General features: G+C 73.4%; 13 protein-coding genes. 5 read left to right on the plus strand and 8 right to left on the minus strand.

Going from position 1 to position 12,400, the window contains the following annotated elements; all coding sequences use genetic code 11:
* Positions 1-28 precede the first annotated feature (28 nt).
* Positions 29-637 carry a TetR/AcrR family transcriptional regulator gene (locus tag SVTN_RS02420; RefSeq protein WP_041127587.1) on the plus strand — a complete coding sequence of 203 codons (609 nt, stop codon included), beginning with the start codon at positions 29-31 and terminating at the stop codon, positions 635-637.
* Positions 638-656: 19 nt separating this feature from the next.
* Here SVTN_RS02420 and SVTN_RS02425 read toward each other — a convergent pair whose 3' ends face one another.
* The 6 genes from SVTN_RS02425 to SVTN_RS02450 form a co-directional block, all read right to left on the minus strand.
* Positions 657-1,586 carry a glutaminase gene (locus SVTN_RS02425; protein ID WP_041127588.1) on the minus strand — a complete coding sequence of 310 codons (930 nt, stop codon included), beginning with the start codon at positions 1,584-1,586 and terminating at the stop codon, positions 657-659.
* Positions 1,583-2,647, minus strand: a complete 1,065-nt coding sequence (locus SVTN_RS02430) for an enoyl-CoA hydratase/isomerase family protein (protein ID WP_041127589.1) — start codon at positions 2,645-2,647, stop codon at positions 1,583-1,585. Before SVTN_RS02430 ends, SVTN_RS02425 begins: the two co-directional genes overlap by 4 nt.
* Positions 2,648-2,913: 266 nt before the next feature.
* Entirely contained in the window at positions 2,914-3,597 is a 684-nt protein-coding gene (locus SVTN_RS02435) for a GNAT family N-acetyltransferase (RefSeq protein ID WP_041127590.1), read from the minus strand.
* Positions 3,598-3,884: 287 nt separating this feature from the next.
* Positions 3,885-4,586 (minus strand): ribonuclease H family protein, encoded by a 702-nt coding sequence (locus SVTN_RS02440; protein ID WP_041127591.1) that lies wholly within the window; start codon positions 4,584-4,586, stop codon positions 3,885-3,887.
* A 68-nt stretch (positions 4,587-4,654) separates the two neighbouring features.
* Positions 4,655-5,572, minus strand: coding sequence for a phosphatase domain-containing protein (locus SVTN_RS02445; protein ID WP_245727422.1), 918 nt, complete (start codon positions 5,570-5,572; stop codon positions 4,655-4,657).
* Between the two features lie 2 nt (positions 5,573-5,574).
* Positions 5,575-6,783 (minus strand): RNA ligase, encoded by a 1,209-nt coding sequence (locus SVTN_RS02450; RefSeq protein ID WP_041127592.1) that lies wholly within the window; start codon positions 6,781-6,783, stop codon positions 5,575-5,577.
* Positions 6,784-6,978: 195 nt separating this feature from the next.
* Between SVTN_RS02450 and SVTN_RS02455 the strand changes: the two genes are divergently transcribed.
* From SVTN_RS02455 to SVTN_RS02465, 3 genes are all read left to right on the plus strand, one after another.
* Complete coding sequence (locus SVTN_RS02455) at positions 6,979-7,290, plus strand: hypothetical protein (RefSeq protein ID WP_041127593.1); 312 nt, start codon at positions 6,979-6,981, stop codon at positions 7,288-7,290.
* Between the two features lie 81 nt (positions 7,291-7,371).
* On the plus strand, positions 7,372-7,953 hold the full coding sequence (locus SVTN_RS02460; RefSeq protein ID WP_041127594.1) for a dienelactone hydrolase family protein: 582 nt from the start codon (positions 7,372-7,374) through the stop codon (positions 7,951-7,953).
* A gap of 205 nt (positions 7,954-8,158) precedes the next feature.
* A complete protein-coding gene (locus tag SVTN_RS02465) occupies positions 8,159-9,352 on the plus strand; it encodes a YncE family protein (protein ID WP_052498872.1) in 1,194 nt (397 codons plus the stop codon).
* Positions 9,353-9,365: 13 nt separating this feature from the next.
* Here the strand turns inward: SVTN_RS02465 and SVTN_RS02470 are convergent, their stop codons facing one another.
* A complete protein-coding gene (locus tag SVTN_RS02470; protein WP_041127595.1) occupies positions 9,366-9,938 on the minus strand; it encodes an NADPH-dependent FMN reductase in 573 nt (190 codons plus the stop codon).
* A 122-nt stretch (positions 9,939-10,060) separates the two neighbouring features.
* On the opposite strand from SVTN_RS02470, the gene SVTN_RS02475 reads away from it, so the two are divergent.
* Positions 10,061-11,443 carry an NAD(P)/FAD-dependent oxidoreductase gene (locus tag SVTN_RS02475; protein ID WP_041127596.1) on the plus strand — a complete coding sequence of 461 codons (1,383 nt, stop codon included), beginning with the start codon at positions 10,061-10,063 and terminating at the stop codon, positions 11,441-11,443.
* 48 nt (positions 11,444-11,491) lie between these two features.
* Here the strand turns inward: SVTN_RS02475 and SVTN_RS02480 are convergent, their stop codons facing one another.
* On the minus strand, positions 11,492-12,277 hold the full coding sequence (locus SVTN_RS02480) for a transpeptidase (protein WP_041127597.1): 786 nt from the start codon (positions 12,275-12,277) through the stop codon (positions 11,492-11,494).
* Positions 12,278-12,400 lie beyond the last annotated feature (123 nt).

Genomic DNA, 12,400 nt, shown 5'->3' on the forward strand with positions numbered 1-12,400 from the left:
CTGGACGCCTGTCAAGTAAGCTGGCGGCGTGCCTCCCCGTAGACGCCTCAGCCCCGCCGAACGCCGCGCCCAGCTCCTGGACGTCGCCGCACGGCTCTTCGCGGCGCTGCCGTACGACGAGGTGCTGATGGAGGAGGTCGCCGAGCGGGCCGGGGTCTCCCGCGCCCTGCTCTACCAGCACTTCCCCAACAAGCGCGACCTCTTCGCCGCGCTCTACAGGGAGGCCTCCGAGCAGCTGCTCGCGAAGACGCGGCTCGACCCCGCCGACACCCTGGTCGAGCAGCTGACGCAGGGTCTGGACGCGCACATCGAGTACTTCGCGGAGAACCGCAACACCGTGCTCGCGGCGAACCGCGTCCTGGCCGGCGACCGTCTCGTCCAGACGATCATCACCGGTGAGCTCGACGCCCTGCGCGAGCGTCTGCTCGGCGTGCTGCCGCTCGCCGACGACCGGACCCGGGCGGCCGTGTCGGGGGTCCTGAAGAGCTGGCTGGTCTTCGTGCAGGTGCTGTGCGTGGACTGGCTGACCCACGAGACCTGTACGCGCACCGAACTGCGCGATGTGTGCGTCGGCGCGGTCGTGGGCGCCCTCCGGCCCCTCCTGGACGAGGACCCGGCCCCGGACTGGCCCCGCTGACCTCGCGACTCCGGGCCGGTCAGAACACCGACAGGCCCGTTATGGTCGTGAAGCGGTCGAGGGCGGCCACGCCCGCCACCGAGTTGCCCCGGCTGTCCAGGCCCGGACTCCACACGCACAGGGTGCAGCGGCCCGGTACGACGGCGACGACCGCTCCGCCGACGCCGCTCTTGCCGGGGAGCCCGACGCGGTAGGCGAAGTCACCGGCCGCGTCGTACGTGCCGCAGGTGAGCATGACGGCGTTGACCTGCTTGGCCTGACTGCGGGTCAGCAGGCGGCTGCCGTCGGCGCGGAGCCCGTGCCGGGCCAGGAAGCCCGTGGCGAGGGCCAGGTCGGCGCAGGAGGCTTCCAGGGAGCACTGGCGGAAGTACTCGCGCAGCAGCTCGGGGACGGGGCCCGTGATGTTGCCGTAGGAGGCCATGAAGTGGGCGAGGGCCGCGTTGCGGTCGCCGTGGGCCGCCTCGGAGGCGGCGACGCCGTCGTCGAAGGCGAGGTCCGGGTTGCCGCTCTCGGCGCGCAGGAAGTCGAGCAGGCTCCCGGAGGCGTCGCCGGTCAGGCGGTGCAGCCGGTCGGTGACGACGAGGGCTCCGGCGTTGATGAACGGGTTGCGGGGGATGCCGTGTTCGTACTCCAGCTGGACGAGCGAGTTGAACGGGTCGCCGGAGGGTTCGCGGCCGACGTGCGCCCAGAGCGCCTCGCTCTCTCCGGCGAGGGCGAGCGCGAGGGTGAAGACCTTGGTGACGGACTGCGTGGAGAACGGGCGCCGCCAGTCCCCCACTCCGTAGACCGTGCCGTCGAGTTCCGCCACGGCCATGCCGAAGTCGCGCGGGTCGCCCGCCGCGAGGGCCGGGATGTAGTCGGCCGGGGTGCCCCGGTCGGTGAGGTCCGCGATCTCCTCGGCGATGCGGTCCAGGACGGGCTGGAACTGGAAGGTGGTGCTGGTGGTCACACGCCACCCCGCGGTGCCAGGCCGAGGTCGCCGCCGGCCGGGACGGCGAAGTAGCGGGCGACGTCGGCCTCGGTGACCTCGGCGAGGGTGGCCGGGGTCCAGTGGGGGTCGCGGTCCTTGTCGACGACCTGGGCGCGGATGCCCTCGACGAGGTCGGGGGTGGTCAGGGCGGCGCAGGAGACGCGGTACTCCAGGTCGAGGACCTCCTCCAGGGTGCCGAGGGCGCGGGAGCGGCGGAGGGTGGCCAGGGTCGCCTTGAGGGCGGCCGGGGACCGCGTGAGGAGGGTCTCGGCCGTCTCCTTGGCGGCGGGCACGCCGGTGTCGTAGAGGCGCTCGACGATCTCCTCGACGGTCGGGGCGGTGTAGCAGGCGTCGATCCACTCCCGCTGTTCGGCGAGGACGCCCTCCGGCGGTGTGGCGGCGTGGCGGGCGAGGGCCTCCGCGGCCGGCAGCTCCGTCAGGTCGCGGGCCAGGGCGGGGAGTTCGGCGGAGGGTACGAAGGCGTCGGCGAGGCCCGTGAGGATCGCGTCGGCGGCGCCGACGGGGGTGCCGGTGAGGGCGAGGTGGGTGCCGAGTTCGCCGGGGGCGCGGCCGAGCAGATGCGTTCCGCCGACGTCGGGGACGAAGCCGATGCCGGTCTCGGGCATGGCGACGCGGGAGCGCTCGGTGACGACGCGGACGGAGCCGTGCGCGGAGACGCCGACGCCACCGCCCATCACGATGCCGTCCATGAGGGCGACGTAGGGCTTCGGGTAGCGGGAGACGCGGGCGTTGAGCCGGTACTCGTCCCGCCAGAAGGCCGCGGAGGCGGAGCCCCCGGCGCGGGCGTCGTCGTGGATGGCGCGGATGTCGCCGCCGGCGCAGAGGCCCCGCTCCCCGGCGCCCTCGATGACGACGGTGGTGACGGCCGGGTCGTGCTCCCACGCGGTGAGGGCGTCGTCGACGGCGAGGACCATGGCGTGGGTGAGCGCGTTGATGGCGCGGGGCCGGTTCAAGGTGATGAACCCGGCGCGGCCCTCCGTCCGGAGGAGCACGTCGGGAGTTCCGGTCGGCACGATCACTCGGTCCCTTCGGGTGGCACGACTCTGTGTCCCGGCCACCGTACCGGGACGCGTCGCACCCCCCGGAGCGGGGTGGAGGGGCGGGAAGGACTCATCCGCTTCTCGCGGATCCTGATTGCACGGTGCGCGGTCCGGTGACGGCCGCTACTCCGCGTCCTCACACCGAGTCCTTCCCGTCACTTCCATGGAACCACCGCTGGGACGGGGGCGCGAGCCCCCGTGTTCACGGGACGTGGTCACGGGGTGACCACGTCCCGTGCCCGGCCTCAGGCCGGCAGCAGGTCCTGCGGGATGCGCACCTGCCGGGGGGTGGAGAGGCGCAGCTCGATGATGTCCCGGACCGTGGGCCATTCCTCGTCGAGGATCGAGTAGAAGGCCGTGTCGCGGACGGCGCCGTCGAGGCCACGGGAGTGGGCGCGACGGATGCCTTCGCAGGTCGCCCCGAGGCGCTCGATGGCGATTCTGGAGCGGGTGTTGCGGGCGTCGGCGCGCATCGTGATGCGGCGGACGCCCCAGGACTCGAAGGCGTGCCGGAGCATGAGGTACTTGGCCTCGGTGTTGATGCCCGTGCCCCGGGCGTCGCCCGCGATCCAGGTGTTCCCGATCTCGGCGGCGTCCGGGACGGCGGTCAGCGGATCGCCGTGGGGCATGCCGGGGACGGGCGGCCAGATCAGCGGGCCCCGCCAGTAGTCGAGTTCGAGGAAGCGGGTCGAGCCGATGACTCGTTCGTCGGCCGTACTGACCAGGGCGAAGGGCAGGCAACGGCCTGCCGCCTGATCGGCGAGGGCACGGGCGATGTAGTCGAGGGCCGATTCGAGGCCGTCGGGTACGGGGGTGAAGGCGTAGGCCGATCGGTCCGCCCCGCCGGCCCGGGCGAGGGCTTCGGCGTGCCGCATCGCCAGCGGCTCCAGGCGCACGGAGCGCCCGGTCAGGAGAACAGGTACTGGCACGGAACCTCGGGTCTTTCACGGGCAGGGACGACTCCCGCCGCGGAGAGGCCGCGGCGGCAGCAGGAGGGGGTTCTCGTCCGGTGCCGAAGGTGTCGTGAGAACGACAAATGAGCAGGTAAAACGGTTCGCCACCGGATGCGAGGAGGATCAGTATGCAGCCACAACCGCTCCGAGAACAGAACCCCGGGAGAACCTGCGTCCACGCGAGGGTGAAGCCTGCCGTGCGACCGGGTCGAGCGGTCTCACGGGCCGGACGGGGCCGCCCGCCAGTCGGACGGCCCGTCGGTTCAGACGCAGGTGGGATGGCCCCAGCCGTCCGCGTTCTTCGCGATGGTCTCGCCCTTGTCGTAGGCACGACCACAGCGGCAGCGGCCGGGGAATTTCGCGTTCAGGGTGCCGCCGGACGGGCGAGTCCTGCGGGCGGAACCCCCGCCGGCGCTCGCGGAGCCCCTGCGGGGCGCAGAGGAGCGCGGCCGGGGCGTGGAGGCGCGTGCGGCGGGCTCGGCCGGGGGCAGCTCGGCGCCGCCCTCGGAGGCCAGGGGCTCCTGCGTACGGGCGGAGTGGCTGGCCGCGCGGTCGGCGGCGTCGTTGAGGGGGTCGCCGTCGACCTGGTGCGCGGGGACGTACACGAAGTCGACGTCCCGGCCGGTGAGCAGCGTGTCGATCCGGACGACCAGGTCCTTGTTGGCGACGGGGGTGCCCGCGGCGGTCTTCCAGCCCTTGCGGCGCCAGCCGGGGAGCCAGGTCGTGACGGCCTTCATGGCGTACTGCGAGTCCATCCGGACCTCGGCGGGCACGGCGGGGTCGAGGGCCTCCAGGAGGCGTTCCAGGGCCGTGAGTTCGGCCACGTTGTTGGTCGCCCGGCCGAGGGGGCCCGCCTCCCAGCGGTCGATCGCTCCGTCGGCGCGGCCGATGACCCATGCCCAGGCCGCGGGGCCGGGGTTTCCCTTCGACGCGCCGTCGCACGCCGCGATGATCTTCTCCACCATCCCACGATCCTGACACGCCGACGGGGGTGGGCGGTCCCACCCCCGTCGGACGCCCGGCCGCGGCCGGGTCAGAAGGCGCCGTAGTTGACCTGCCAGGTGGGCAGGCCCATCCGGCGCCAGAGGGCGACGACGCGGTCGCGGTCGTCCAGGGAGACCCGGACCGCGTACCGGTGGCGGACATGGGCGTCGAAGAGCTCCGCCTTCACGAGGTCGTCGCCGCGGCCGTCGCCGGAGGCGCGCATCCACAGCTCGTCGTAGGGCACCTCGTGGCGTGCGAGCCAGCTCTCGGTGAGGGCGCGGTGGTCCTCGCTGCGCCCGGAGAGCAGCACGATCCGGTCCTGCTCGGTGTGCCGGAAGGCCCGCAGGGCGTCGCGCACGGAGGGGTTGACCAGGTCGCGGTCGCAGCGGCTGAAGTCGTACGGGCCCCGGTCCACGCGCAGCGCGAGGGTGCCGTCGATGTCGCACATGACGGCGGTGGGGAGCGCCGGGTCGGGGACGTAGGGGTCTCCGACGGTGGGGCGGTCGTTGAGCCAGTCCGCGGTGAGGCGCCAGCCGCCCCGGGTGGCCTTGGCGTGCTTGTCGGCGAGGATGCGGATGATCTCCTCGCCGACGGGCCGGTCGCGGGCGGCGTCGCGGCGGACGCACTCGTCGACGGGGACGTCGGTGAAGTCGTGGACCGCGAAGGTGGCGAGGCCGCCCACGGCGGCCTTCAGCCGCTTGGGGACGTGCGGGGTCAGATGCGTGTTGTCGACGACGACGTCGAAGCCGTCGTCGACGGCGGCGCGGACGGCCGCGTCCTGGATGCCGAGCACGGTCTGCTCGTGCTTGTGGGAGCGGCCTCGGTCCGGCGCGGGGACGTCGAGCATGGCCCGGAGGTCGTCGAGGTTGACGCGGCGCATCCGGCCCTCGGCGGCGGCCTGGAGGGCGCGGGCGGCGGTCGTCTTCCCGGAGGCCGGGAGGCCGGTCATGAGGTGGACGACAGGCACGGTCAGTTCTCCTCGTCGTGGGCGAAGGGGTCGGTGGCCTCGGGGCGCAGCTGGCGCCAGACGAGGAGGTCGGTGGGGCGGCCGTCGAGGCGCAGGAAGAGCAGGGCGCGCAGGGCCCGGTCGGCGAGGCCCGAGGCGGCGCGGGCGAAGGCCGCCCGGTCGCCGGCCAGGTGGGCCAGGCGGGCGTACGCCTCGTCGACGGCCTTCTCGCGGTCCGCGGCGGCCGTCTCGAGGCGGGTGATCACCTCGCGGACCCAGGTGTCGAACTCGTCCGGGACCTGGTCGAGGAGGGCGTCCAGGGGCTTGCCTCCGGAGGCCTCGACGTCGGTGACGGCGCAGCCGAGGCCCTTGGCCAGTTCGCCGGCCGGGAGGGCGGCGAAGCGCTGGATGCCGTGGCTGCGCCAGATGTCCCGCTCGGTGACGCCGGTGAGCACCTTGTGGAGGCGCACGTACTCGCTGAGCTTGGCCTTGGCGCGCAGGCCGGAGGCGAAGCGCAGGACGAAGCCCTCGGCGTCCGTGCCGGTGGCCGGGCGGCCGCCGGGCAGGGTGTTGGACTCGGTCAGGGCGACGAGCTCGTCGACGCCCATGGCGGGCCAGGTGCGGACGACGGAGCCGATCGGCTGCCACCCCTCGGCGGCCTCGGCGAGGGGTGTCTCGGTGCCGTCCGCCCCGAAGGCGGCGAGCAGCACGAGGTCGCGGCGCTCGCCGTAGTTCACGACGATGCGGTTGCCCGGGTAGAGCATCTCGGCGAGGTAGGTGACGCCGGGGGTCAGGCCGGTGGTGTCGGCGGCGTCGAGGCGGCGCTGGGCCCAGGTGGCCTGGCCGCTGGTGAAGGAGCCCTTGGAGGCGACGTGCCAGCGGTCGGCGTAGTGGAAGACCACGGCGAGGCTGCCGTCGACCTTGTCGTAGACCTCGAAGGGTTCGTCGGGCAGCGGGGGCGCGTAGGGGCGTCCGCCGGCGTGTTCGGAGAGGTTGAAGAACTTGGGGAGGGGGAGCGCGACGATCCGCCCGGTGGCGTCGTCGGCGACGAGCCCGCGGCACCGGGTGGTGGCCCGGTTCCAGTGCTGGGCGTACTGGCACGCGCGCGTGTACGTGTAGATCGACAGCGGCAGTTCGGGGTGCTGTTTGCGAGTGATGTGCCCGTCGGCGAGTGCGGCGGCGAGCTCTTCGGACGGCATCAGGTCGTGCAGAGTCAGGGTCGCCTGGCTCATGGGGGTCCCTCCCGTGTGTTCGGTGATCCATTCTCGGGGCGGGAAGGCCGGGGAGGACAGCGAATTTTCACGGTCGGGGACAGGCCGGCGGGGTCCTTATCCGGCTCCCGATCCCGGGCGTGTCGGTGGTGCCCCGTAGACTCGCCGTCTGCCCGTCGGTGACGGAACCGGCGCAGGAACGAGGAAGCGAGCCCCATGAACCACGCGGACGGCACGGCACCGATCTATGCCGAGCTCATACGGGAGCGGGGGGACGTTCCCGGTGACGTCCGCCAGGTCGCCGAGGAGGTTCTGCGGGATCTGAGCCGTGTGATCCAGATGCCTCCGCAGGGGATCCCCGGGCCGCAGCAGGGCGCCGTCGCGCACGCCGGTGCCCCGCACCCCGGTGCCGGCGGTCCGATGGGCGTCACCGGACCGATGGGTGCCGTCGGCCCGATGGGCGTCGGCGGTCCCGCGGGCATGGTGGGCCAGGCGGGCGCCGTCGTCCCGCACCGGCCGATGCTCTGACCTCGTCCCCCGCACCGCTGTCAGTGGCGTACGTCATGCTGCCCGGTGAAGTGACCGTACGGTGACACAGGGGATGACGACATGGCCGAGGTACTGCTCTTCCACCACTCGCTGGGACTGACGGAGGGCGTCGGCGCGTTCGCCGACGAACTGCGGCGGGCCGGGCACACGGTGCACGTGCCCGATCTGTACGAGGGGCGGACGTTCGAGGACCTGGAGGCCGGCGTCGGGTACGCCCAGGAGGTCGGCTTCGACACGATCACGGCCCGGGGCGAGCGGGCGGCCGGGGGGCTGCCCGGGGAGATCGTGTACGCCGGGTTCTCGCTCGGCGTGCTGCCCGCGCAGAAGCTGGCGCAGACCCGGCCCGGGGCCGCGGGCGCCCTGCTGTTCGGTGGCTGCGTGCCGGTGGCCGCCTTCGGCCCCGAGTGGCCGCAGGGCGTGCCCACGCAGGTGCACGGCATGGACGCCGATCCGTACTTCGTCGACGACGGCGACCTGGCGGCGGCGCGCGAGCTCGTGGCGGGCGCCGGGGACCGGGAGCTGTTCCTGTACCCGGGGACGGCCCACCTGTTCATGGAGCGCGGGACGCCGGAGCACGTGCCGGAGGCAGCCGCGCTGTGCACCGAGCGGGTGCTGTGCTTCCTGGACGCCCTCAAGGGGTGAGCCCCGCGGGGGAAACCCTCAAGAGGTGAGCCCCGAGGGGGAGCCTCAAGGGGTCGACCGATCGGTGGACCCCTGTGTCCGCCGATCCGCTGCCCGTGAGGGGCCGGGCGGCGGACCGGGGGGAGGCGGGCGCGGGCGGAGGATCGGGGCAGGGCGCGGACCCCAACGGGGCCGTCCGCGCGGTCGCCGTACCGAGGAGTCCGTCATGCCGAAGTTCCGCCGTTCGTCCCGTGCCGCCCGGGTGCTCGTGCCCGGCGCGGTGGCCGTGGTCCTGCTCGCGGGCTGCGCCCGGGGCTCCGGGGGGACGGCCTCCGCCGCCGGCACGACGGCACCCGCCGGGACCTCTCCCACGGCCGGATCCCCCGTCCCCGGATCCCCCGTCCCCGGCTCCCCCGTCACCGTGACGCCGGACCCGGACGGCACGGTCGCCCCGGGCACCCTGCTCGTCGGCGACTTCGGCTCCGACACGGTCACGTTCGTCGACCCCGCGCGGGGCGCCACCGGTTCGGTGAAGGTCGGCACCGCGCCGTACGGTCTGGCCGTCGGCGAGGACGGGCGGGCCTGGGTGGCGACCGCCGAGGGCGTGGCCGTCGTGGACACGGCGAGCCGCGAGCGGCTCGCGCTGATTCCGTACCGGACGGACACCGGCCCGGTGACCACGGGCGAGTACCGGGGCGGCGGCATGGGCATCGCGCTCGCGCCCGACGGACGGCGGGTGTACGTGGGGGTCAACGTGCCCGGCGGGAACGGCGCCCTGGAGGTCGTCGACACGGCGACCCTGAAGGTCACGGACGCCGTCCCGGTCGGCCGGCGCCCGTTCGACGTGGACGTGTCACGGGACGGCTCCGAGGTGTACGCGACGGACCACGACTCCTTCGACGTCACGGTCGTCGCGGCGAAGACCCTGGAGCCGCGCCGGATCGAGGTCGCCCCGTACGGCACGGAGGGCGGACTCGGTTCCTGGCTCAAGCCGCACTACACGGCCGTACGGCCTTCGGACGGGAAGCTGCTGCTGCCCTTCGAGGGCGAGCGGCTCGCGGTGGTCGACCCCCGCACGGGCCGGACGACGATCGAGCCCATGACCGCTAACACGCATCAGCACGGCACGACCGTGACCGCCGACGGGACGCTCCTGACCGTGGGCACCGGGCCGATCGACCCGGACGTGGACGAGGGGCCCTCCCTGACGGTGCGCACGCCCGGCGGGGCCGAGCGGGTCTATCCGCTGGAGGGCCCGCACGAGAGCGTGGCCGTGTCCCGGGACGGCCGCACCGCCTATGTGACGGGCGGATTCACCCGGGACGGTTACTGGGACGGTCTGACCGTGATCGACCTCGACTCGGGCGACACCCGCCGTCTTCCGGCGGGCTCCCGGCCGCTCGGGATCGCGGTCCTCTGACGCGCCCGAAGTCTCAGCGCTGGGGCGGCAGGACGGTGAGGACGCGCTCCACGAAGGCCTTGAAGTCGGCCATGAAGTCGGTCAGGAACTGCTGGGTCGTCGGGTCCGTGACCTCGCCGTCCTCGCCGAACAGCCCCGGGGTGAACTGGATGTACGCCTCCGGGGCGTTCATCTGCGGGGAGTTGCAGAAGGAGAGCACCGAGCGGAGGCTCTGCTGGGCGACGGCGGTGCCGATCTTGCCGGGCGAGGCGCCGATGACGGCGGACGGCTTGTGGGTGAAGGAGTTCGTGCCCCAGGGGCGGCTGGCCCAGTCGATGGCGTTCTTGAGGGCGCCGGGGATGGACCGGTTGTACTCGGGGGTGACGAAGAGGACCGCGTCGACGGACGCGATGGCGTCCTTCAGCGCCCTGCCCTCGGGAGGGTAGTCGGCGTCGAAGTCGTGGTTGTAGAGCGGGAGGTCCTTGATGGGGATCTCCTGGAACTCCAGGCCCGGCGGCGCCACGCGGAGGAGCGCCCGGGACAGGATCCTGTTGATGGACGTGGCCGACAGGCTGCCGATGAAGTAGCCGACCTTGTACGTGGTCATGCGCGCTGTTCCGCCTTCCGTGGGGGCCGTGGGTTCTCCTGCCGCAACGTAACCCGAAGGGCGATACCTCACCAATCACGATAAAAAGGGTGAAACGACGCTCATACGGAAGGGCGGACAGCGTGACGCGACCGAGGATTCTCGTGGTGGGCGCCGGTTTCGCCGGAGTGGGCTGCGTGCGGCGGCTCGAACGGCGCCTTGCCGCACGGGAGGCGGTGATCACGCTCCTCTCACCGTTCTCGTACCAGCTGTACCTGCCGCTGCTCCCCCAGGTGGCCGCCGGCGTGCTGACCCCGCAGTCGGTCGCGCTGTCGCTGCGGCGCAGCCGGCGGCACCGGACCCGGATCGTCCCGGGCGGTGTGGTCGGGATCGACACGGCGGCGAAGGTCTGCGTGGTGCGGACGATCTCCGGCGAGCACGTGACGGAGCCGTACGACCATCTCGTCCTCGCGCCCGGCAGCGTGACCCGCACCTTCGACATCCCGGGGCTCGCCGAGTACGCGCGCGGGATGAAGACGCTCGCGGAGGCCGTCTACATCCGGGACCACGTCATCGCCCAGCTGGACCTGGCGGACGCGAGCGACGACGAGGAGGAGCGGGCCGCGCGGCTGCGGTTCGTCGTGGTCGGCGGCGGTTACGCCGGGACGGAGACGGCCGCCTGCCTCCAGTTGCTCACCTCCAACGCGGTCAAGCGGTACCCCCGGCTCGACCCCGACCTCATCAAGTGGCACCTGGTGGACATCGCGCCGAAGCTGATGCCCGAACTGGGCGAGAAGCTGGGCTCCGCCGCCATGGACATCCTGACCAAGCGCGGCATCGAGGTGTCGCTCGGCGTGTCGGTGGCCTCGGTGGACGAGGACACAGTGACGCTCACGGACGGGCGGGTGCTGCCGAGCCGGACGCTGATCTGGACGGCCGGCGTGGCCGCGAGTCCGCTGATCGGCACGCTCGGCGCGGAGACCGTCCGGGGCCGGCTCGTCGTCTCGTCCGAGATGGACGTGCCGGGGCTCGACGGGGTGTGGGCGCTCGGCGACGCGGCGGCGGTCCCCGATCTCGCCAAGGGCGAGGAGGGGGCGATCTGCCCGCCGACCGCGCAGCACGCGATGCGGCAGGGCAAGGCCGTCGCCGACAACCTGGTCGCGACGCTGCGGGGCGAGCGGACCCACCCGTACATGCACAAGGACCTGGGGCTCGTGGTGGACCTCGGCGGGATGGACGGGGTGTCGAAGCCGCTCGGCGTGGAGCTGCACGGGGCGCCCGCCCAGGCCGTGGCCCGCGGCTACCACTGGGCGGCGCTGCGGACCAATGTGGCCAAGACCCGGGTGATGACGAACTGGCTGCTCAACGCCGTCGCGGGCGACGACTACGTACGGACCGGATTCCTGGCCTCGAAGGCGGGGACGCTGCGGGACTTCGAGTACACGGACGCGTATCTGACGCCGGAGCAGGTCCGCGAGCACACGGCCTCGTTCCGCGGAGCGGTCGGGTCGGGCGGCGGGGACTGACGGACGTGCGGCGCCGGGGCGTTCCGCTCCCGGTGCCGCACGGGTCCGTCACCGGGCGAGTACGGTCTTGGGGCCCATGACCACGACGGGACCCGCGGCCGGGTCGAGGGCGCGCAGGAGTTCGCGCAGCGCCTCCCGGTCCAGGGCGATGCAGGCCTGGGTCGGCCCGCCGTGGTCGACGTGGATCCAGACGCCGCCGCCCTTCTCCTCGCCGAGGGGGCGTTCCTTGTCGAGCGGGGTGCGGCCGGGAACCCGGTTGTAGTCGATGGCGATCACGTGGTCGAAGGAGCCTTCGAGGGGTTCGCCGGAGAGGCCGGTGCCGCTGATCTCGAACTCCTCGTCCTGGTCGTACGGGAGCCGGGAGCCGGGGTCGGGCAGCAGACCGCCCGCGTCGCCGATCCGGAAGACGCCGATGGGGCTGCGCAGGTCGCCGGCGGTGTGGTCGTCGGTCCAGCCCTGGAGGGCGTTGTGGGCGGCCCACGGTCCGGCGGCCTCGGTCCACCGGCCGGCCCGGTCGCGCCTGTAGAGGGTGACGGTGGCCGTGTTGGAGTCGGCGGTGGCGCCGGTGGCGACGAGGACCTGGGTGGAGCCGTCGGGCACGAGGGCGTGCGTGGCGGGGCCGATGCCGGGGATCCGGGGTGTGGGGACCGGGGCGGAGGCGAGGTCGTCGGCGGCGACCCCGGGCGGGCCCGGGGCGGGGCGGCCGTCGCCCGCGGCGGGCGAGGACGACGGGACGGGTGCGGACGGGGCGGGGCCCGCGCAGCCGGTGAGCAACAGGGCCGCGCACAGTGTGCCGGCGCTCAGCAGCGCGGGGGCGCCCTTGCGGACGGGCATGGGACGGCTTCCTCCTGGCCGGGGGCAGTGCAGCGATCCGTACCCGTTCGGCGGGCGGCGCTGCCTCCACGACCCTGCCCTCACCCGTACGGATGTGTCCCGGTGGGCCGGAAAGAGGTTGAC

Source organism: Streptomyces vietnamensis, from assembly GCF_000830005.1.
Lineage (GTDB): Bacteria > Actinomycetota > Actinomycetes > Streptomycetales > Streptomycetaceae > Streptomyces > Streptomyces vietnamensis.